The sequence below is a fragment of the Yersinia aleksiciae genome (assembly GCF_001047675.1).
GTDB lineage: Bacteria > Pseudomonadota > Gammaproteobacteria > Enterobacterales > Enterobacteriaceae > Yersinia > Yersinia aleksiciae.
In genome coordinates this window covers 3778524-3800358 of the sequence record NZ_CP011975.1, presented here as the reverse complement: position 1 = coordinate 3800358, position 21835 = coordinate 3778524, and the positions used below count along the sequence as shown (strand labels likewise).

Here is a 21835-nt window from a genome sequence, read left to right as displayed (position 1 = left end):
ATACTGATTATGCTGATTTATACATCAAAATTATCATAACCCAGAAATGATAAATCCCTCTCCAGTGGCGAGGGATTTAGGTAAAAATAATCAGCCGTTAATCACCACGTTAAAAAATAACGTTTTTTAGCTGATCAACGCCAGTTTCGCCGGTAAGCCCTGCCGGACCGCGGCACCGCTCACCCAGTCCAACCAAGTGTTGGGGATCTCCCGCGTCGGATCGGTAAAACCTAAATCATTGAGATTGCTTCCCTGACCAATACGCGGGTCTGATGCCATCGCTTTGCCATCGAGGGAGTGGGTTCTGGCCCCCATCTCGCGATGCCCATAGCCATGCTCAATAGCCACTACACCCGGCATAACGCCATCCAATAGGCTGACCTGCACCTCCATCTGCCCTCCCGGTGTCATCAGTTGCACGACATCACCCTGCTGTATGCCATAGCGGCTGGCATCAACTGGGTTAATGGCAACCAGATTGGTGGGTTTGACCGCCCGCAACCGCTCAATCATTGCCGTCGAGCTGCTCATCAGATGTGACTTGAATGACATCAAGCGCAGTGGCCACTCCGCCGCCGGATAGTGCTGGAACACATCCGAACCGTCGGCTAAACGCGGTGGATACCACGTTGGGCAACCGCTGTAGCGCTCGCCGGTAATGGCATGATGATGTTTCGCCACATTTTCATTCCAGATTTGCAGTGGTTTTTTCCACTGTGGGCCAGTGGCATCGCCATTCCAGCTTTTCTCATAGGGGGCAAAACGGCCACCACGCGCCAGCAGATAGGCGACACGGCGCTGTTCATCCCCTTGCAAACTGCGCTGTAATGCAGGCCACAAACGATCTACACCAGTGAGCTTGAGTTCCTCATCTGCCGCCGCAGGCAGCGGTTTCTCGCCGCCATAGGCGATATTGGCCGCCGCCCGCAAGTAGTAATCCTCCGCCCGATCCAGCGACAGATGATGGCCCTCACCGTCCTGCATGGCATTGGCACCAAAGCCCGGCAGTTGCAGCGCCTTCGCTACCGCAATCAAGAAACTCTCCATCGCCACTGGTTCGCCCTGCGCAGTGCGGGCAGTGCGCGACTCCACCACCGGCCAACGGGCGGTACTGGCTTTGACCAACACTCCCGCCCATGGCGCACTGAATCCCCAGCTCTCAAAGTTATGGGTATCCGGCACGATATAATCCGCCAGCGCGGTGGTTTCATTCATAAAGGCATCGATGGCAATGAACAGTGGCAGATGGCGCGGGTCTTGCAGTTTTTCCTCAATCAGATTGCGTAAACCCGCCACCCCATACAGGGGATTGGTCATGTGGCTGATCCAAACTTTTAACGGGTAAGGATATCCGGCCAATGCCGGAGCCAATTGCTCGGTCAGTTGCCCGCCGACAAAGGGATACCATGGGCCGCGAGCCGGATAGCCGGACTGGCCCTGCTTAATTTTTTGCTGATACTCCGCTGACTGCTCATAGGGCTGTTTGCTGCGCGACAGTGGCAACCCTTTGGGTTTGACCATGCCCTCAAAAGTTGCCAACTGATAGCGCGGCCCATCGGCAAAACCATCAAATTTACCGCCGCCGACTGACACCCCGCCTTTCAGATTCAGGTTACCAATCAAAGCATTGAGCATCATCACCGCCCACGTGGTATAGAAGCCATTGCCCCCCATCATCCCGCCATGGGAGATCACCGCCGCCTGCCGCTGATACGCGGTAAATTCACGTGCCAAACCAATCATCGTGGCTTCTGGCACGCCACATTGCTGGCTGTACTCGGTCAGTGAGAAACGCGCTGCCGCCTGTTGCAGGCAGCTCATGCCCGATTGCACCTGCACAGGCTGCCCATCATGTAAGGTCACTTCTCGCGTGACGAACAATTCCGCCTGTAGGGTGGAAGCGGCGGGTTGCAGTGCCGCGTCCGATGTCACTTGTACCAATACTGGGCTCTCCTCCCCCTCAGCCACCGATTCACCGCTTAAATGGCTCGCGCGCAGGAATTGACCCGCCAATGGATGAGTTGGCGTCATAATCACCAGATGGCTGGCATTGGTCCAACTGCGCTCTCCGGCAGCCTGCATCGCGGTTTCACCGGGCAGCGACAGGTAACTGTTATTGAAGCGATTTTGTTCAATAATCCAGCGGATCATCCCCATCGCCAACGCAGCATCGGTTCCCGGCAACACAGGCACCCAGCGGTTATGCTGATTGGCTAAGGTGGTGGTGAGCGGCAAGGCGGGGGCGACCACCACATAGTTGAAATCATCACGCTGGCGCGCATTGGCGAGCTGACGCCCCTGGCGTTTGAAGGGGTTACCCGATTGCGCGGGCGAGGTGCCGAGGAACAGCGCAAAACGGACATTATCCCAATCAGGTTTCACGTGGGCATTTTTGTCTAAATCCCCCATCAGCGCACCGGAACCGGCACGGTAAGCCAGCCCGCAATACGCGCCGTGGCTGCCGAGATTTTTCGTCCCGAACGCCTGATTGGCAAAACGCTGGATAAAGGCGTCGCGCCCATCGTCACCGGCATTGGTCACCAGTAGCTGATTGGCTTTGGGGCCAAGAGAGGGCTGTTTGGTGTCAATTGGCGTCACCAAATCACGGATCGCCCGCAGCCCTTCGACTGGCCCCTCACCGAACAGATCACCGCCCTCGGTCACTTCTGCCACCAACTGCTCAAAGCTGATGCGCTGCCATTTTCCACTGCCCCGAGGGCCGACTCGCTTCATCGGTTCGGTGATGCGATAGGGGCTATCGACCCCCTCTAACAGCGTGGCCCCGCGAGCACAGGCGGTCGAGCGCCCCTCCATACCCTGTTCACCGCCGAGCCGTTGTAGCGCCTCACTCAGCGGCAATTGATAGGGGAAATGGTGGTCATGGGATAAGGGATGGTAAGGATTACCGGCGATGCGCAAAATCTTATTCTGCTGGGTATCGACCCGCACTCGCAGGCCACAGAGTGTCCAGCAACCGAAGCATTGCGTCATCGACACCGCTTGTTGTGGGTTGGCCTGCCACTGCGGCCCGACCCGCCCTTCAGGGGGCAAAGCATTGGCGCTGATAGGGTCGAGTGTGAGCTTGCCCGCGCTGCCATCCACCAGTCCGGCCACGGTTTTGCGCGCCACTTCATGGTAACTGGCAGCAAACGCCGCCACGCCACCCAAGGCTAAGCTGCCTTTTAACCATTGACGCCGTGTAAACTTAGCCATGATGCATTTCCCCTTCGAATGTTTTTCTGCCCGAGACTTTTTGTTCCAGCCAACAGATACCTTCCCGTGCCGCAATCATCACAGCTATCCATAATCCGAATGTGCCGATAATCGCCAGCAATCCCTCGCTGCCCAGTGGCAAGGCGTAAGGATTGGCTAAGATATTGTATTTAGGTAAAGTTTGAGTTTGCATCAGTAGCAACCAGCGCACCGACCAACACAGACTGAGGGCGATCAATACCTGCACCACCACCAGCGGGATTGATAAGTTTTTGTGCAAATTGGCCCCTGCCAGCCCAAGTAGTAGCAACCACAGCACGATGGGCAGTGCTGCCAGCATCGGGGCATCACTGGCCCAATCGCGCAGTGCCTGTGCCGACGGATTATCGCCACTGGCCCACAGTAGGGTCACCCCCGCCAGCGCCACCAAATTAATCAACTGCCAGCGCGCTAATGGCTGCTGATACTGTGGTTTACGCCATAGCCATGTCGCCAGCAGCGACGGTATCGCTTGCCAGGCGCTGAGGAAGATAAACAGTGGTAGCCATAGGCTAAACCACAATGGTTGGGCGCGTAATATCGACACCTCACGGCCGGTGTAGAGCAAAATACTGATGGCAGAAAGCGCACAGAGCAGTGCCAGCCCCGCCAATAGCCGTGGTCGTGCTTTGCCCCACAAACGGCTGTGGGTGAGCGCCAGAAAATAGGCCACCACCAGCAAGCTAAACAGCGGTAAGAACACAGACCCCCATGACATCCATGACCACGGCGTAAAATGGGCATAAAAGTGCCAGACACGGGCCGGTTGATGGAGATCCGCATTCAAGGCTAACGGAGCGACCACCACCGCCGTCACCGCCAACATCAGTGCGGCAAACTCCAGCGGGTTTGACTGTTGGCGAGAGACGATCCGCTGCCAGCCAGCAAACAGCACCGCGCTACAGGCCAGTCCGATAAAGAAGAAGTACTGCACCGCCCAAGGTAGCCAGGCGATATCCTGCGGGTGGGCTAACATTTCGCGGATCATGGATGTACCTCCTGCCACAGTGCGGGTTGGCCCTGTAATGGGCGGGTAAAGACCTCATTCAGCCCAAGGTAAAACACCTGCGGATGGGTACCCTGTTCCGGTTTCAACACTTTGATGTCGGCCGCATGTTCCAGCAGCATTTTGCGTATTGTGCTGTTGCCATCGCGTAAGTCGCCAATGATGCGCGCCCCGCCGACACAAGACTCAACACAAGCAGGCAGCAGCCCAGCATCCAGTCGGTGCACGCAGAAGGTGCACTTATCGGCGGTTTGGGTGCTGTGATTGATAAATCGAGCCTCGTAGGGGCAAGCCTGTACACAATAGGCGCACCCGACGCAGCGGGTATTGTCGATCACCACAATGCCATCTTGCCGCTGATAGGTGGCTTGCACTGGGCAAACCGGCACGCACGGCGGGTTATCGCAGTGGTTACACAGCCGTGGCAACAAGACGTTGGTGACACTTTCTGCACCCAACAGCGCTATCTGATACTGATTGACCGTGGTGCGAAACTGGCCTTCCGGCAGTTGGTTTTCGATGGCACAGCTGACGGTGCAAGCCTGACAACCAATGCAGCGGCGCAAGTCAATCAGCATGGCATAGCGCCGCTTGATATCCCCCTGTTTGCGCACTGGCTCCATCTGCCAGCCCGCGTCTGCCAAGGGCACCAGTGCGGCTCCGGCGGTTAACACCCCCAACCGCTGTAAAAATGCTCTTTTCCCGTGATCCATTTTTCTGCTCATCTTTTTTAATAAGAATCTTCTTGGTGATCAGCAGTGTAGAAATCCGCGAGCAGAAGCCCTATTGTGGTTTTCCACATTCCCTTTAGGGACTTGATCCAGGACAATTGCACACCGCGATCGGGATCATAAAAAGGACAATGCATGTATTTCAGAGTGCTGGCGATCTTGCTCTATTTGTGCATTTCAGCCGCTCATGCTCGTGATTGGACTATCGGCGTTTTGGCCTTGCGCGGCGATGCGCAGGCGCAGGCCCATTGGCAACCGCTGGCCGATCGGCTGAATCAGCAGTTGCCGGATCAACACTTTCAGTTGTTGCCGCTGGATTTGAATGCGATGAAAACCGCCGTGGCGCAGAACCGCATCGATTTTCTGCTCACCAATCCAGCACAATACGTGCAAATTGATAACCGCTACCCTCTGCGCTGGTTAGTGTCGTTGCGCTCCAGCCATGAACCGGACAGCACCAGCCGCAATGTGATTGGCAGTGTGATTCTGGTGCGCGCTGACAGTGATATCCATAGCCCGCAAGGCTTGATGGGCAAAGGGGTCGGCGCAGTTTCACCCGATGCGTTTGGCGGTTATCTCTTGGGCTACAAAGCCTTGCGTGATGCAGGGCTTCAACCTGAGCAGGACTTTCAGTTACATTTTTCGGGCTTCCCGGTGGATGCGTTGATCTATCTGCTGCGCGATCGTGCCATCTCCGCCGCCATTGTCCCCACTTGCTTGTTGGAGGATATGCAGGCCGAGGGGTTGGTGCATGCGGCTGATTTTCGCCCATTGCTGGCAAAGCAGACCGCCATTCCCTGCCTGACCAGCACCGAGTTATACCCTAATTGGTCATTTGCCGCGTTATCCCAAGTGCCTGATAAACTTGCCGACAGTGTCACGCGGATTTTACTCAGCCCCGATAGCAGCAAAAATCCACAGTGGGGCGCGGCCTCCTCCACCAGCCAAGTGGAAAGCTTGCTGCGCTCAGTCAATCAACACCCGCAACAACCGCAGATTTGGCAGCAGATGACCGATTGGGCGCAGCAACACCGATTATTGATCGCCGCGATTGGGCTGATTTTACTGCTACTTGGGGCTAATCATATCTGGGTGGCTTTTTTGGTCCGTCGCCGCAGTCGCCAGTTGGAGCAATTACATCAACAGTTGAGAAGCCGGGAGATCGCATTGGAGCAGGCGCAGCGCCTGAGTATCTTGGGCGAGATGGCCTCAGGCTTTGCCCATGAATTGAACCAGCCGCTCAGTGCCATTCAACACTATGCCGAAGGCTGCGCGATCCGCTTGCAGCGAGAACGAGCGGATCATCCCTTGCTGCCGATTCTCGGGCAAATCAGCCATCAGGCCCAGCGCGGGGCTGATACCATTGCCAATCTGCGCTTGTGGGTCGGGAAACAACCTGCGCCAAATTCGGCGGCCAATCATTCAGCCATCGACCAACCGCTGCATGCGTTGCTGAGCCATATCTGGCAGTTATTGGGAGCCGAGCGCCATCAACCACCCTGTCAGTTACAGCTGGATATCGACAACGCATTGACGCTGCATCTGCCGCCCACCTTGCTCGATCAAGTGTTATGCAACCTGATCACCAATAGTTTGCAGGCGGGCGCGCGTCAGTTAACCTGCAGTGCCTTTCAGCAGGCGGGCGTGGTCACCCTGATATTGCAAGATGATGCCGGCGGCTTAGGTGCGGAACAACTTAGCCAGCCCTTTATCCCCTTCCGCTCAACCAAAAGTGATGGACTGGGGCTGGGATTGGTGATTTGCCAGCGATTGATAGGCAGTCAAGGCGGTCATCTGACCCTGCTTAATCATCTGGCTATCAATGGTAAAATGGGGCTGCAAGTGACCCTGACATTGCCACTTAACCCAAGTAAGGAGCTGACTTTTGTCACTAATTCATCTGGTGGATGACGATATTGCCGTCACCGACGCCTGCCGCTTTTTGCTGGAGAGCCTTGGCTACAAAGTGAAGGTGTGGCACGACGGCGAGCGTTTTCTGGCACAAGCTGATTTACATCAGCCCGGCGTATTGCTGCTGGATATCCGTATGCCATTGCTGGATGGCACCGAGGTTTATACCCAGATGCGCCAAGTAGAGAGCACGCTAGCGGTGATCTTCCTGACTGCCCATGGCGAGGTGCCGCAAGCGGTTGAGCAGATGAAACTGGGGGCGGTGGATTTCTTACAAAAACCGGTGGCGACGGTCCCCTTGATTGCTGCCTTGCAGCAGGGTTTTCGGCAATCCGAGCAGTTAACTGCCCGTCGACAGGTTGAATTGCGCTATGCCACCCTTACATCACGAGAACAGATGATTGCGCAATGGGTTATGCAGGGTTTGATTAACCGCGACATCGCTGATAAAGCCTGTGTGTCAGTCAGAACAGTAGAAGTGCATCGGGCTAAAGTGATGGAGAAGATGGCGGTGAATAGCCTCGCAGAGTTAGTCAGTCTGCTGAGTCCGATAAAGTAGGTGTATGGAATTTAGGTTATTTTACGTTCATAGCTATGATTAACCTGTCGGAATATTCAACGAAATGGCATAAAAATGGTTTTTTGGTGCGGTCTTTTTTCCCGTAATACACTAAAAATGCCACAATAGTCTATCTTAAACCACTGATGAGACAGCTAAACAGGTCGGCATGGACTGCCCATCGCGATTCGCTAATGCACACTATGTCCGCCATCAAGACTAATTGTTAACTGTCCGAATAAATAACAATGACGCTGAGAACAGATATGCAAGTTCCTTCTTTTGATCGCTCACTGCTGCACCCTCGTTATTGGCTGACCTGGCTCGGCCTCGGTATTCTCTACCTGTTAGTGCTGCTCCCCTACCCGGTTATCTATGTCATGGGCACCTCCCTTGGCCGCTTTTCTATGCGTTTTCTCAAACGGCGCAAACAGATAACCCAGCGCAATCTGGAGCTCTGCTTCCCCAATATGCCGCAAGCAGAACGTGATGAGCTGCTGGTGAAGAATTTTGAATCGGTCGGGATGGGGCTATTTGAAACCGGCATGGCATGGTTTTGGCCAAACTGGCGCATTGAGCGCTGGTGCAGTGTCAGCGGGCTAGAGCATATCCAGCAAGCCCGCGATGAAGGCAAAGGTGTGCTGCTGATTGGCTTGCATTTTCTGACTCTGGAGCTGGGTGCGCGTATCTTCGGGATCTACAATCCGGGGATTGGCGTCTATCGCCCCCACGATAATAAAGCCATGGATTGGATGCAGACATGGGGCCGGATGCGCTCAAATAAGGCCATGCTGGACCGCAAAGATCTGAAAGGGATGATTCGTAGCCTAAAACAGGGCGAGATTATCTGGTATGCGCCGGATCACGATTACGGCCCGCGCAGCAGTGTCTTTGTGCCACTGTTTGCCGTCGAGCAAGCCGCCACGACGACTGGGACTTACCTACTGGTGCGCATGGGCAAACCGGCAATTATTCCCTTTACACCACGGCGCTTATCGGATGGCAGAGGCTATCAGCTGATGTTGCAACCCGCGGTAGAAGACTTCCCGCTGGAAAATGAAATAGCTGCGGCGGCGTTTATGAATAAAGTGATCGAAAAAGAGATTATCCAAGCCACAGACCAATATATGTGGTTGCACCGACGGTTTAAAACCCGCCCAGAGGGTGCACCTTCGCTCTATGAGTGACATGCCTTATTCTGAAAAGTCATAACACGAATGATAATGAGAATTAGTTTATATCAGTTTTTTTGATATAGTCTGTCAGTATTATCCGCTAGAAATGTAGTATCTATCTGACAGATAATTAAAAGTAATTAATCCTAGTTATTATATGGTTATTTTCTTAATAGGGATGTATATCCAAAGTAATTGGGGTTGCAGGTCAGCAGCAAACGAAAGAATCCCCCCTGAGCTTATGCAAGTAACAGTAAGTGATTCGGGTAAACAAGAGCAGCTCACAATGCTGCAACTTCAATTAAGAAGGATATACCCATGTTGGCAAGTTTAAATCTCTGGTTCACACGCATAACCAATCATCCAGACGGCGGCAAACTCTTATTACGCCTGACGTTCGGTATTCTTATGTTGTTCCACGGTGTAGCAAAAATTCAGCACGGCACCAGTTGGATCGCGGCATCTTTGCAAGCTCAAGGCATTCCCGGTTTTGTTGCTTATGGCGTTTACATTGGCGAAATCATTACCCCACTGCTGATCATTCTTGGCCTGTTTACCCGTCCTGCGGCATTTATTTATGCAGTTAACTTACTGGTGGCGGTATTGATGGTCGGTACAGGTAAATTCTTTACCCTGACTCAGGTGGGTGCATGGGGTCTGGAAAACGAAGCCATGTATTTCTTGGGTGGCGTGGCCATCATGCTGCTGGGTAGCGGTCGTTACTCTATTACCAAAAACGAAGCTTACCGCTAAACCCTTTGCGGTGATATTGAGCCACTCCGCGCATTTCGGGAGTGGTTTTTCATATTGGCGACCTATTTATAACTGCTAGCGAGGGCGTTAACTCAGCATTATCGCCAAAATGAATAAGCATATTCCAGCATTTCAAACTCCCCTTCCATTTTAATAAAAACTAATATTCATCTTATTGATGTCAATCTCCCAAAAGCGCATACTTACCAAGCTAACTGTTTTCTTCTTGCGCTTTGCCCCTTCGAACGCCCCAACCGACGAATAAAGAGATGCAAAGCGGCCTGCTTATTTAAAATCAGTCACTTGCTTATTCGGTAGATTATGACCCCGGCTCGACAACCTGTTAATTGGAAGCGAAACCTCTTTGTCACCTGGCTTGGCTGCTTTCTAACTGGCGCGGCCTTTAGCTTGATCATGCCATTCCTACCACTTTATGTGGAAGAGTTGGGCGTGAGCGGTCATCAGTCACTGAATATGTGGTCTGGGCTGGTGTTCAGTATCACCTTCCTGTTTTCTGCCATCGCCGCCCCTTTCTGGGGGAGCCTTGCCGACCGTAAAGGCCGTAAAGTGATGCTGTTGCGCTCCGCGTTAGGCATGGGGATTGTGATGGTATTGATGGGGATGGCGCAAAATATCTGGCAATTCTTGGCGCTGCGCGCGCTGCTGGGCTTGCTGGGTGGCTTTATTCCGAATGCCAATGCGCTGATCGCCACCCAAGTGCCGCGCAACAGAAGTGGCTGGGCGTTGGGTACCCTCTCAACTGGTGGGGTGAGTGGTGCATTAATTGGGCCACTGATTGGCGGCCTATTGGCGGATAACTACGGTTTGCGCCCAGTGTTCTTTATTACCGCGGGGGTGTTATTTGCCTGTTTTGTGATGACTTTGCTCTATGTCAAAGAGCAATTCGCGCCAGTGTTGAAAAAAGATATGCTCAGCGGGCGACAAGTCTTTAACTCGCTGAAAAATCCTAAGTTAATTTTCTGCCTATTTATTACCACCATGATTATCCAGATTGCCACCGGATCCATTGCGCCTATCCTGACGCTCTATGTCCGCGAGCTGGCGGGTGATATTCACAATCTGGCTTTTGTCAGTGGCATGATTGCCTCAGTACCGGGGGTCGCCGCGCTGATCAGTGCCCCTCGATTAGGGAAATTGGGCGATAAAATCGGGCCGGAGCGCATTCTGATTGCCATGTTGGCACTGTCCATTCTGATACTTATTCCGATGGCATTTGTTCAAACCCCGCTACAACTGGGCATTCTGCGCTTCTTATTGGGGGCAACGGACGGTGCGCTGCTGCCAGCGGTGCAAACACTGTTGATTTATAACTGCACCAATCAGGTGGCAGGCCGAATTTTCAGCTATAACCAGTCGTTTCGTGATGTCGGGAATGTCACTGGCCCGCTGCTAGGGGCCGCAGTCTCTGCCAGTTACGGCTTCCGCGCCGTGTTCTGCGTCACGGCGTTGGTGGTGCTGTTTAATGCCCTTTACTCTTACTGGTGTTTACAACGTCATCCGGCAAAGCCCCGCCAGAGTGATATTCAGCAACCGCAAGATAACTAAAGATTGCGCGATGACCACTTAACATCAGCCTAGGCGCAGGGATAAAACCGCCTATTTCCCTGCATTTTTTCAGCATCAAATCCCATCGCTGTGATCCCACAGGAAAAAGCTGAAAAAATAATTATATTCGGATTTAACTGGTTGATAATTGTTATGAGTGTCGACTTTTCATCTAAAAATACGATATAACCCAGAGTGAAAACAAAAAATGACGTTATTACTGCGTTAAATTCTATGGGAAGACCTTATGCAAACCTCTGTTAAATCTGAAGGTGGCCGAACGTTCTTTGGCCACCCTTACCCGCTTAGCGGACTGTTTCTTTCCGAAATGTGGGAGCGTTTCTCGTTCTACGGCATTCGCCCACTGTTAATTTTGTTTATGGCCGCCACGGTTTTTGACGGTGGTATGGGACTGCCTCGTGAACAAGCCTCGGCTATTGTTGGGATCTTTGCCGGTAGCATGTATCTGGCCGCCCTGCCCGGTGGTTGGCTGGCAGATAACTGGCTCGGTCAGCAACGGGCGGTCTGGTATGGTTCGATTCTGATTGCACTGGGTCACCTGTCGATTGCGCTATCCGCCTACTTCGGTAATGACCTGTTCTTTATCGGTTTAGTGTTTATCGTGCTCGGGACTGGCCTGTTCAAGACCTGTATTTCGGTGATGGTAGGGACACTGTATAAGCCGGGTGATGCTCGCCGCGACGGCGGTTTCTCACTGTTCTACATGGGCATCAATATGGGGTCGTTTATTGCGCCGCTGCTTTCTGGCTGGTTGCTTAAGACTCACGGCTGGCATTGGGGCTTTGGGATTGGTGGGATCGGGATGCTGGTGGCATTGCTGATTTTCCGTTACTTCGCCATCCCATCCATGAAACGCTATGACGCCGAAGTCGGTTTAGATTCCAGCTGGAATAGGCCCACCAATAAGCGCCAAGGGGTTGGCAAGTGGGTTGCGGCTATTATGGTATTAGTCGTGGCAATCATCGCCATGATTTCACAAGGGATTATTCCAATTCATCCGGTGCTGGTTGCCAGTCTGCTGGCCTATATTATTGCCGCCTCGGTGACACTCTATTTCGTCTATCTGTTCGCCTTTGCCAAGCTGAGCCGTAAAGATCGCGCCCGCCTGCTGGTGTGCTTTATTCTGTTAGTTTCAGCCGCCTTCTTCTGGTCAGCATTCGAACAAAAACCGACCTCATTTAACCTGTTTGCCAATGACTATACCAACCGTATGTTTATGGGATTTGAGATCCCAACGGTGTGGTTCCAGTCAATTAATGCCCTGTTCATCATTATCTTAGCGCCGGTATTCAGTTGGGCATGGCCTGCACTGGCGAAGAAGAAGATCCAGCCAAGCAGCATCACTAAATTCGTTATTGGAATTTTATGTGCCGCCGCCGGTTTCGCCGTGATGATGTATGCGGCACAGCATGTGCTTAACAGTGGCGGTGAAGGTGTTTCCCCGCTGTGGCTGGTGATGAGTATTCTGCTACTGACCCTCGGTGAGTTGTGTCTCAGCCCTATTGGGTTGGCGACCATGACATTACTGGCACCAGACAGAATGCGCGGTCAGGTGATGGGATTGTGGTTCTGCGCCAGTTCACTGGGTAATTTGGCGGCGGGCTTGATTGGCGGTCATGTTAAAGCTGATCAGCTTGATATGCTGCCTACTCTATTTGCGCGCTGCTCAATCGCCTTGGTGATTTGTGCCGCCGTGCTGATCTTGCTGATCGTGCCTATTCGTCGTTTGATGAATAACACCCAAGGGCAGCAAGCAGCCTGATAATGATTGATCTACCCGAAAATCTGCCCTAAAAAACCACCCCGTTCACTTAAGCTATTTTGAGTGAACGGGGATTTATATAACTCATTGAAGTGGTTATTATTTACTGCAAAGACTGTCGCTGGGATGGTGTGTGGCTACTGCCCGTCAGCGGGTGTGTATTTCGTATTAATGTTTAAAGCGACCATGGCCGTTGCTGCAATACCACCCGATAACCATCGGTATCTTCGAAGGTTTTACCGCTAATATCCCAATAAGGGTTATAAGACGCGACCACGAGAAAACCTGCCGCCAGCATTTGCTGACACTGACGACCCCACTGCGCTTCATCCGGCAAATAAAATACCAGCAAGTTATCTTGCGTCGGTGCTCGCCCTACCTGGATACCACGGTGATACGTAAACTCTAAATGATAAGCGTGGTAAGGATGACCAAGGATCACACCATCAAATCCCTGATGGTCAGCAAAACGGCCCAGTTCAGTGAATCCCAAACCACGACAATACATCTCGCTGATGGTATCAAGATGATCGGTGGGTCTGGCGACCCGCATCACCGCGGTTAACGGCAATACCGGTGAATGAGTCTCGGACGATTTGATTGATTCATCTGACATCTTTTTATCACCTAAGCATTGGCACCTAAGCATTGGCACCTAACATTATTCATACGGCCCATGCTGGGCATCGATTGGCAGCATAAAGGTATCCACAATCATTGACAGCGGCACGTCAATTACCGTGATGTATTTCCACATCCCATCCCTCATATCCCACTGCACACCGGGATAGTATTGGTGCCCATGGCCCTGCCCCGGCACAGTGCGGCTAATGATGCTGCCACAACCGGACAGCAGGACAATCCCCATCCCCAGCACGAGGGCGCGGATGACGATATTCGTGCGTTGTATCAGTTTAACGATGAGATTCACGCGGTCACTCTTTTAGATTCACAGAAAAAAGCGGGCAATACACATGTATGCCCGCTTTTTGTCCAGATGACAATCGCTCAGTTGCCGTTACTTCGCGGTAGGGATCGCCTCTCTATTATGCGCCAGTTGGCGATAATAACCGCTCCAGACTTGATACTGCTCCGGCTGCTGCCACACTTGCTGGTGCAGACGTGAGATCAATACTGGGTCACTGAGCAACTCTAACCGCTGAGATTTAGCCAATTTATCCGGTCCGGCTTCCAGCGCCGATGCGACTCGTTCGGCGCGAACTTGCTCGATAATCGCACGGGTGTGATGACGGGCAGTTGCCATGGCACTGGCGAGGGCGTTATAGGATGGATTCATCACCGCATGCAAGAAGCCATGACTCAGCGCCCGCTGATGGTTCAGCTTCAGATAGGTTTCCGTCGCCAGTAGCTCCTTCGGCGGATTGTACTCTTCCGGGATCAAGAACAACTTGGCGCGCTTACTGGCCAGCCCCAGTGTACGACGGCTGGAGAGCACCGAGACCACTGGAGAAAGAATCAGCGAGAAGACAATTGGCGATAACCACCACAGGAAGCGCAGATCCAGCCAAGCGACACCGCCAGCCCAGACTAAGCCCAGCAGCAGTTGTGGGCCGTGGCGCACCATGGCTTCACTCCAGGGCGTGGCATCATCATCACGCTGCGGCGAATTCCATTGCACCGACCAACCGAGGAAGGCGCTAACCACAAATACGGTATGGAATAGCATCCGCACTGGTGCCAGTAATACCGAGAACAACATTTCCGACAGCATGGACAGCAACAGTCGAATCGCCCCGCCGTACTCTTTCGCGCCTTTGGCCCAGATCAAAATGATGCTGAGTAATTTCGGCAAGAACAGCAAGACCAAGGTGGTGGAGAACAGCCCAATGGCTAACTCTGGTCGCCACTGTGGCCAGACCGGGAACAGCTGACGCGGTTGCAGGAAGTATTGCGGTTCCATCAGGGTATGCACCGCTTGTAACGCGGTACACAACACCAAAAACATAAACCAGAGTGGTGCAGAGAGATAGGACATCACGCCAGTAAGGAACACCGCACGATGAACCGGATGCATGCCTTTTACCAAGAACAGGCGGAAGTTCATCAGGTTACCGTGACACCAACGGCGGTCACGTTTTAACTCATCCAGCAAGTTAGGTGGCAACTCTTCATAGCTGCCCGGCAGGTCATAAGCAATCCACACTCCCCATCCGGCGCGGCGCATTAAAGCGGCTTCCACAAAGTCATGTGACAGGATGGAACCGGCGAAAGAGCCCTCTCCCGGCAGCGGCGCCAAAGCACAGTGCTCAATAAAAGGTTTCACCCTGATGATGGCGTTATGGCCCCAGTAGTGGGATTCACCCAACTGCCAGTAGTGCAAACCGGCGGTGAACAGGGGGCCATAAACCCGCGTCGCAAACTGCTGAATGCGGGCGTAGAGTGTATCCATCCCAGACGCTTTCGGCGCAGACTGAATGATCCCGGCATTCGGATTGGCTTCCATCAGCCGCACCAGTCCCGTCAAACACTCGCCGCTCATCACGCTATCGGCATCCAGAATCACCATGTAGCTGTACTGGCTGCCCCAACGACGGCAAAAATCATCAATATTACCGCTTTTGCGCTTCACCCGACGGCGACGGCGACGATAGAAGATGCGGCCATGGCCCTCAACATCACGACACAGCTCCAGCCAGGCTTTCTGCTCCGCGACACAAATATCGGGATCATAGCTGTCACTCAGCACATAGATATCGAAGTGCTCGAGTTGACCCGTCGCCGCGACAGACTCGTAAGTGGCACGCAAACCGGCAAACACCCGCTCCACGTCCTCATTACAAATCGGCATAATCAGCGCTGTCCGATGAGCCGGATTGAGTGCCTCATCCCCTTTAATCGTGGACGAAATGCTGTATTTGTCTTTGCCAATCAGCAGTTGCAGGAAGCCCATCAGTGCAGTCCAGAAACCCGCCGACACCCAGCAGAACAGAATGGCGAACAGGATCAGGATGCCGGTTTGCAGTAAATAGGGCAGCAATTGCATCACTGAAACCTGCCAGTTCTGCTGCCAAATCTCGAAAGGATCGAGTAGTGCCCAGCCCTGATAAGGCAGGATAGTCTTCATATAACTGGTAGCAATGGCAGTTTGCAGCACAATCAATATCAGCAATATGTAGCGGCGCAGAGAACCAACGCTACGCCATTTTTTCTCAGCGGCAGCCTGTTCATGTGTCTCGGCACGGGAAACAGGATTGCGACCCAGCAGTGAATCCCAAAAGCGCCCGACCGGATTAGTCCGCCAGGCTTGCGGCGCCATGCTGGTACGCTTGATGGGCGGCGTGGCATGAATCACCGTGCGCCCTTCGCTGTCTTGTCCCAGCACGTTATCGCCATTAACGGCGTCCGGCCATGCGGCTTGCAGACGGGCATTGACTGATGCCAATGCACTGTCCTCTGCACTGAAAGCAGTGCTTTCAACCCTGTTGGCCGCCAATTGCTGATGCAAACGCAACATGGCATCAGGGGGACTATCGGGTAGCATATCTTCAGGGAGAGCAGCGCGCAGTACCCCTTGCTGCTGTGCAGTCAGGGGCAACTCCGCAATGTAATCCTGAACAGGGGATTGAGTTGACTTATTCATTGGCAGGTAGCTGATAGCTCCAGGTTTCAGTCAAAGTTTTATCACCATTAACCAGCGCTGCGCGCATCTCTATGGGCTTTTTAGCGTCCTTAACTTTCAGCCGCAGTGTCAAACGCCAGCCCTTGGTCACCGGGTTATAGCGCACACTGTTTTCGATCAGTTCACCGTTATCATCAATACTGACTTGCGACGCCAACGGAGTTTTCTCATCCAGTGCTTTCAGCGATGGACCGACAAAATCGACCAAGAAAGCCACACTGCCGTCCGGTTGACGAATCAAGTTCGACTGTTTCACATCACCGGTTGAGCGCAGGGTCTGTTTGACGTAGCCCACATCAGCTGAATGTAATTTCTCTTCATCACGGGTGAAGTGCAGACGATAGTTCAGATCGAGTGATTTCTTCGCATCTGGCAGCACGTCTGGGGTCCAGAACGCCACGATGTTATCGTTGGTTTCATCGGCTGTAGGGATCTCCACCAGCTCGACTTTGCCTTTACCCCAATCGCCACGAGGTTCAACCCAAGCACTTGGACGCAGATCGTAACGGTCATCTAAATCCTCATATTGCGAGAATTCGCGGCCACGTTGCAGCAGACCAAACCCTTTTGGATTTTCAACCGTATAGGTGCTAACCGACAGATGTTTAGGGTTATTCAGTGGTCGCCAAATCCATTCACCATTACCGGCATGAATAGAAAGACCATTGGAATCATGCAATGCCGGACGATAGTTCAGCACCGCCGACGGTTGGCTTGGGCCAAACAGGAACATGCTAGTTAATGGTGCAATACCCAGTTTCTCCACTTTATCGCGCAGGAAGACTTTGGCCTGCACATCAATGGTGGTATCGCGGCCCGGATAGATAACAAACTTATAAGCGCCGGTGGCACGTGGGGAGTCCAGCAACGCATAGATCACCAGATGCTTATCATTGGGTTTTGGTCGCTCAATCCAGAACTCACGAAAACGCGGGAACTCCTCACCGGAAGCCAAGGCCGTATCAATCGCCAACCCGCGAGCAGAAAGACCATAAACCTGACCTTTACCAATCACGCGAAAATAGCTGGCACCGAGCATACTGACGATTTCATCTTTTTTATCCGCTCTATTAATCGGATAGAGCACTTTGAAACCGGCAAAGCCCAGATTTTTGACGGAATCAGGATCGTGCTTTACTGTTCCAAAATTGAAATAGTCGGGGCTGTATTTGATAGGTTTAACACTGGTCGCGGTGACTTCATTAATCTGCACCGGCGTGTCGAAGTACATGCCCTGATGATAAAACTCTAATTTGAATGGCGTATTCAGTTTGGTCCAATAGGACTTATCGTGGTTAAACTGAATCTGCTGATAGTCGGCAAATTTCATTTCGCGAAATTGCGATGGAAGGTTGCTTTTCGGTGCTTCGAAGCTTTTACCCGCCAGGGTCTGCGCCTGTTTAGCCACATCATCGAGCGAAAAGGCCATCGCCTGAGACGTCAATAATGACAGCAAGAGAGTGACCCCCACCCATCCGGCGCGGTTCGACCATGACCCTTTCGACATTTTATTAACGTTTGAAAAAATATTAACTCGCACATCTCCCCCTAAACCATAACAGCCAAATTATTGACGATTCATCCAACAGGCCAAGCAGATAAGCTCAGGTAAACTTGATGTCCGGAGTTATGCTGCCAGCTTATTGTGCAAACCAGTGGCTAAGCCACGAGCCATGCTAAAATACGCGATGGAAAATTATTAACCCTTATAGTAGTGTTTCTCGCCGTACTGATCCATTAATAACGTATAGAGTTATCAGCGATATGCTTACTATAAAAAATACGCTGGTCAAAAATCGATACCTTATTCTATTTTCGATAACAACTTGCGAATAAGTATGAAAAAAAACACTAACCAGCGGGAGTACTTTCTAGACGCCATTCGCGCCTATTTGATGTTGCTCGGCATTCCTTTTCATCTTTCTCTTATATACTCCAGTCATCATTGGGCGGTAAACAGCAGCCATCCCTCACTGGTATTTACTTTGTTGAATGACTTCATTCACGCCTTTCGCATGCAGGTATTTTTTGTTATTTCCGGCTATTTTTCATTCATGTTATATCAGCGCTATGAGCGCCAGCGCTGGCTACAGGTCCGTCTGGAGCGCGTGGTGATTCCTTTACTAGCGGCCATCCCGCTAATTACGCTGCCACAATTTTTTCTTCTCAAGAATTACACCAACAAATTACAAGATTGGAATTAATTTACAATTTATCAAAAAATAAACATTGCTATTTGGGAACTCGTTTCGCACTTATGGTTTTTGTTAACACTCGCATTACTGACGGGCATCTGTTTTTATCTGTTTAAAAGAATAAAGCACAACCTACAAAGAGTTCCGGCATTGATAAAGGGAATGAATAACATAGGAAAAGTCTCACTATATGTATTTCTGTTTGTATTAATTTATTCTGTAATACGCAGAATAATATTTTCTCTTAACCCTGAAATGCTCTTTAATAGCATCTTCAATTTCACCGTTATGGAGACGCTGTTTTATCTTCCCTTCTTCCTTCTTGGTGCCTACAGCTTTATCTACCCGCCACTCAAACAGGTATTTCTTACGTTTTCACCCGGTGCGTTATTCGCCTCAATACTGCTATTCGCGGCTTACTATGTGAATCAACATACTAATAGTGCTGAATTTTTTGCCTTTGAATTGGACCTGATTATCAAAGCATTAATGGGAGTGACCATGACGAATCTGGTCTTTTCCCTCGGGTATAAATTATTAAACTACCCCTCCCCTCGTATCACCTATCTGGTGAACGCTTCACTCTTCATTTATCTGGTGCACCATCCATTGACCTTGATTTATGGCGCCTTTATTACGCCACAAATTAGTAATAACGGATTCGGATTTATCGTAGGTATGCTGTTTGTTTGCCTGGTTTCATTTTCACTGTACGAGGTTCATCGCCGCATTCCTTTGCTTAAATTCTTGTTTTCTGGCAGAAAACCGCAGCAAAAGGTGTAATCAAATTATTATTCAAACGAATAATGTTATTGCTAAGCGATATTAATATCCGAATACCGCTTATGTGATAAACCCGCTACACTGATCAACCATCATTTAGATGCGGGATGGCTAATGCCTCACTGTGCGCTCTGCTTTCAGAGCAAGTATCCTGTAGATTCCTTATCAGGATTTGTTTCACTTGCAGTGACAACAAAAAGAGGAATTGTGATGAATAAGCAAAAATCTATTGAGAATAATCCCACGTCGGATACACCTGCGATCGCCGAGTTCGCAACCCTGTTAGCCCTAGTGAGTCGTCTTAGCGGCGCACTGGACAGCGCCATCACGGGGAAAGATCGCAGTGTTTTAGTCAATGAGCTTTCACAATTGTCTGTTGATAGCTTGCCTGAACCGGAAAAAACGCTGACAACTGAGGCGCTAAAAAGGGTACTGGCAACACTTAAACGCGACTAGTTTATCATCCAACGCTCACCCTTGATTCCCCGTCGGGCGATTAAAGGTGAGCGATCTGCCCGTGCTTCCCCCCATATACAACAGCTAAATATCCTGATTTAACACATTGAATTGGGTCATATCTTCCCATCGCAGCCGAAAAATTTGTGTATAATAATCTTTCATTAACATTCGCTCGCCATCCATTCGTTTGCGTATTACATCAGGAGAACTCCCACATTGGACGCCATCACTATTAATAGCCTCTTTTTGATCGGCGCAGTGCTGGTGGGAGCCAGTATTTTACTCAGCTCATTCTCATCCCGGTTAGGTATCCCCATTCTGGTGATCTTTTTAGCTATCGGGATGTTGGCAGGGGCCGATGGGATTGGTGGAATTGCTTTCGATAACTACCCCGTCGCTTATCTGGTCAGTAACCTGGCATTAGCGGTAATCCTGCTGGATGGCGGTATGCGCACCCGAGCATCATCCTTCCGTGTTGCCCTCTGGCCTGCCCTCTCCTTGGCAACCGTCGGCGTGCTGATTACCGCAGGGCTGACAGGTTTGGCGGCCGCCTGGCTGTTTGATTTAGATCTTATTCAAGGTCTATTAATCGGCGCAATTATCGGTTCGACGGATGCTGCGGCGGTTTTCTCACTGTTAGGCGGCAAAGGGCTGAACGAGCGCGTCAGCGCCACGCTGGAGATTGAATCCGGCAGCAATGACCCGATGGCCGTATTTTTGACCGTGACCTTGATTGCCATGATTTCAGCTGGCGAAAGCAGCCTGAGCTGGATGTTCTTGGTGCACTTGATTCAGCAGTTTGGTCTGGGAATTATGATCGGGCTGGGAGGCGGCGGGTTACTGCTGCTGCTGATCAACCGCATTGAGCTGGCGAACGGTCTCTATCCATTACTGGCTGTCAGCGGCGGGATTTTAGTCTTCTCACTCGCTACCGCGATGAACGGCAGCGGTATCTTAGCGGTCTATCTCTGCGGCCTATTGCTCGGTAACCGCCCCATCCGCAACCGCGCTGGCATATTGCAAACCTTCGATGGGCTAGCATGGCTCAGCCAGATTGGCATGTTTCTGGTCTTGGGACTGCTGCTTAACCCGAGTGAGCTGTTGCCGATTGCCATTCCGGCCTTGATCCTCTCATTGTGGATGATTCTGTTCGCCCGCCCGCTCTCGGTGTTCATCGGCTTGCTGCCCTTCCCGAGTTTTAATCTGCGTGAGCGGATTTTTATTTCATGGGTGGGTTTACGCGGTGCGGTACCGGTTATTCTGGCAGTATTCCCAATGATGGCGGGCATCCCCAATGCGAATTTATTCTTTAATGTCGCCTTTTTCGTGGTGCTGGTATCACTACTTCTGCAAGGTACCAGTCTCTCATTTGCCGCCCGCAAGACGAAGCTGGTGGTGCCACCCGCACTGGCACCGGTGGCGCGTATTGGCTTAGATATTGATAAGAATAATCAGTGGGAACAGTTTATTTACCAACTCAGTTGCGACAAATGGTGTATCGGTGCCGCCTTGCGCGATTTAGAGATGCCCCATGGAACACGTATTGCCGCCCTATTCCGCGGCAAGGATCTATTGCACCCCACCGGCAGTACCCGCCTGAAAGAGGGGGATATTCTGTGTGTCATTGGTCAGGAACATCACTTGCCCGCATTGGGGAAACTCTTTAGTCAGTCCCCGAGCATCCAGTTGGACGAGCGTTTCTTTGGTGATTTTATTCTGGACGCCGATGCAAAACTCGACGATATATCGCAGATCTATGGCCTCAATCTGGAACCAGGCATCGACAAGCAACAGACGCTGGGTCAATTTGTCTTATATCTGTTTGGTGGCGAGCCGGTTATCGGCGATCAGATTGAGTGGGATGGCCTGACCTGGACCATTGCCGAAATGGAATCTGACCGTGTCGTGCGAGTTGGGGTGAAAATCGTTACCGATAAAGCCTGATTACTCTTGCAATGGATGGTGGCTGTGCTGACCGAAATTTATCATCATAGAATTCCGGTTAGCACCCAACCATTACAG

15 protein-coding genes and 1 pseudogene are annotated in these 21835 nt (G+C 51.6%); 9 read left to right on the top strand and 7 right to left on the bottom strand.

Features of this window, described 5'->3' with window-relative positions; translation table 11 throughout:
• Positions 1-126: 126 nt before the first annotated feature.
• The 3 genes from ttrA to ttrB are packed head-to-tail and all read right to left on the bottom strand — an operon-like array spanning position 127 to position 4971.
• Entirely contained in the window at positions 127-3213 is a 3087-nt protein-coding gene (ttrA, locus tag ACZ76_RS16960) for a tetrathionate reductase subunit TtrA (RefSeq protein ID WP_048619962.1), read from the bottom strand.
• Entirely contained in the window at positions 3206-4240 is a 1035-nt protein-coding gene (ttrC, locus tag ACZ76_RS16955; protein WP_048619961.1) for a tetrathionate reductase subunit TtrC, read from the bottom strand. Before ttrC ends, ttrA begins: the two co-directional genes overlap by 8 nt.
• Positions 4237-4971, bottom strand: a complete 735-nt coding sequence (gene ttrB / locus ACZ76_RS16950; RefSeq protein WP_048619960.1) for a tetrathionate reductase subunit TtrB — start codon at positions 4969-4971, stop codon at positions 4237-4239. Before ttrB ends, ttrC begins: the two co-directional genes overlap by 4 nt.
• A gap of 153 nt (positions 4972-5124) precedes the next feature.
• Between ttrB and ttrS the strand changes: the two genes are divergently transcribed.
• From ttrS to ACZ76_RS16920, 6 genes are all read left to right on the top strand, one after another.
• Positions 5125-6900, top strand: a complete 1776-nt coding sequence (gene ttrS / locus ACZ76_RS16945; protein WP_048619959.1) for a tetrathionate respiration histidine kinase TtrS — start codon at positions 5125-5127, stop codon at positions 6898-6900.
• Complete coding sequence (gene ttrR, locus ACZ76_RS16940; RefSeq protein ID WP_048619958.1) at positions 6875-7459, top strand: tetrathionate respiration response regulator TtrR; 585 nt, start codon at positions 6875-6877, stop codon at positions 7457-7459. Before ttrS ends, ttrR begins: the two co-directional genes overlap by 26 nt.
• A 266-nt stretch (positions 7460-7725) precedes the next feature.
• Entirely contained in the window at positions 7726-8646 is a 921-nt protein-coding gene (locus tag ACZ76_RS16935; protein ID WP_048619957.1) for a Kdo(2)-lipid IV(A) acyltransferase, read from the top strand.
• 306 nt (positions 8647-8952) lie between these two features.
• Positions 8953-9387, top strand: a complete 435-nt coding sequence (locus ACZ76_RS16930; RefSeq protein ID WP_048619956.1) for a DoxX family protein — start codon at positions 8953-8955, stop codon at positions 9385-9387.
• A gap of 321 nt (positions 9388-9708) precedes the next feature.
• Positions 9709-10953 (top strand): multidrug efflux MFS transporter MdtG, encoded by a 1245-nt coding sequence (gene mdtG, locus ACZ76_RS16925; protein WP_048619955.1) that lies wholly within the window; start codon positions 9709-9711, stop codon positions 10951-10953.
• A 247-nt stretch (positions 10954-11200) separates the two neighbouring features.
• Positions 11201-12736, top strand: coding sequence for a peptide MFS transporter (locus tag ACZ76_RS16920; protein WP_048619954.1), 1536 nt, complete (start codon positions 11201-11203; stop codon positions 12734-12736).
• 175 nt (positions 12737-12911) lie between these two features.
• Here ACZ76_RS16920 and ACZ76_RS16915 read toward each other — a convergent pair whose 3' ends face one another.
• The 4 genes from ACZ76_RS16915 to ACZ76_RS16900 form a co-directional block, all read right to left on the bottom strand.
• On the bottom strand, positions 12912-13352 hold the full coding sequence (locus ACZ76_RS16915; protein WP_048619953.1) for a VOC family protein: 441 nt from the start codon (positions 13350-13352) through the stop codon (positions 12912-12914).
• 45 nt (positions 13353-13397) lie between these two features.
• Positions 13398-13604: a YceK/YidQ family lipoprotein gene (locus tag ACZ76_RS16910; RefSeq protein ID WP_235428232.1), complete on the bottom strand. Its 207-nt coding sequence runs from the start codon at positions 13602-13604 to the stop codon at positions 13398-13400.
• A gap of 150 nt (positions 13605-13754) precedes the next feature.
• Positions 13755-16337 carry a glucans biosynthesis glucosyltransferase MdoH gene (gene mdoH / locus ACZ76_RS16905; RefSeq protein WP_048619952.1) on the bottom strand — a complete coding sequence of 861 codons (2583 nt, stop codon included), beginning with the start codon at positions 16335-16337 and terminating at the stop codon, positions 13755-13757.
• Positions 16330-17805, bottom strand: coding sequence for a glucan biosynthesis protein G (locus ACZ76_RS16900; protein ID WP_374700768.1), 1476 nt, complete (start codon positions 17803-17805; stop codon positions 16330-16332). The genes mdoH and ACZ76_RS16900 overlap by 8 nt, the downstream gene beginning before the upstream one ends.
• A gap of 409 nt (positions 17806-18214) precedes the next feature.
• Between ACZ76_RS16900 and mdoC the strand changes: the two are divergent.
• The 3 genes and pseudogenes from mdoC (at position 18215) to ACZ76_RS16885 (ending at position 21757) form a co-directional block, all read left to right on the top strand.
• A pseudogene (gene mdoC / locus ACZ76_RS16895) lies at positions 18215-19354 on the top strand (glucans biosynthesis protein MdoC).
• Between the two features lie 210 nt (positions 19355-19564).
• Positions 19565-19810, top strand: coding sequence for a hypothetical protein (locus tag ACZ76_RS16890; RefSeq protein WP_048619951.1), 246 nt, complete (start codon positions 19565-19567; stop codon positions 19808-19810).
• A 219-nt stretch (positions 19811-20029) separates the two neighbouring features.
• Positions 20030-21757 carry a potassium/proton antiporter gene (locus ACZ76_RS16885; RefSeq protein WP_048619950.1) on the top strand — a complete coding sequence of 576 codons (1728 nt, stop codon included), beginning with the start codon at positions 20030-20032 and terminating at the stop codon, positions 21755-21757.
• Positions 21758-21835: the final 78 nt, after the last annotated feature.

Coding starts and splice junctions, on each gene's coding strand:
- ttrA (WP_048619962.1), bottom strand. CDS start 3,213: ATGGCTAAGTTTACACGGCGTCAATGGTTAAAAGGCAGCTTAGCCTTG.
- ttrC (WP_048619961.1), bottom strand. CDS start 4,240: ATGATCCGCGAAATGTTAGCCCACCCGCAGGATATCGCCTGGCTACCT.
- ttrB (WP_048619960.1), bottom strand. CDS start 4,971: ATGGATCACGGGAAAAGAGCATTTTTACAGCGGTTGGGGGTGTTAACC.
- ttrS (WP_048619959.1), top strand. CDS start 5,125: ATGTATTTCAGAGTGCTGGCGATCTTGCTCTATTTGTGCATTTCAGCC.
- ACZ76_RS16935 (WP_048619957.1), top strand. CDS start 7,726: ATGCAAGTTCCTTCTTTTGATCGCTCACTGCTGCACCCTCGTTATTGG.
- ACZ76_RS16930 (WP_048619956.1), top strand. CDS start 8,953: ATGTTGGCAAGTTTAAATCTCTGGTTCACACGCATAACCAATCATCCA.
- mdtG (WP_048619955.1), top strand. CDS start 9,709: ATGACCCCGGCTCGACAACCTGTTAATTGGAAGCGAAACCTCTTTGTC.
- ACZ76_RS16920 (WP_048619954.1), top strand. CDS start 11,201: ATGCAAACCTCTGTTAAATCTGAAGGTGGCCGAACGTTCTTTGGCCAC.
- ACZ76_RS16915 (WP_048619953.1), bottom strand. CDS start 13,352: ATGTCAGATGAATCAATCAAATCGTCCGAGACTCATTCACCGGTATTG.
- ACZ76_RS16910 (WP_235428232.1), bottom strand. CDS start 13,604: ATGGGGATTGTCCTGCTGTCCGGTTGTGGCAGCATCATTAGCCGCACT.
- mdoH (WP_048619952.1), bottom strand. CDS start 16,337: ATGAATAAGTCAACTCAATCCCCTGTTCAGGATTACATTGCGGAGTTG.
- ACZ76_RS16900 (WP_374700768.1), bottom strand. CDS start 17,805: ATGGCCTTTTCGCTCGATGATGTGGCTAAACAGGCGCAGACCCTGGCG.
- ACZ76_RS16890 (WP_048619951.1), top strand. CDS start 19,565: ATGAATAAGCAAAAATCTATTGAGAATAATCCCACGTCGGATACACCT.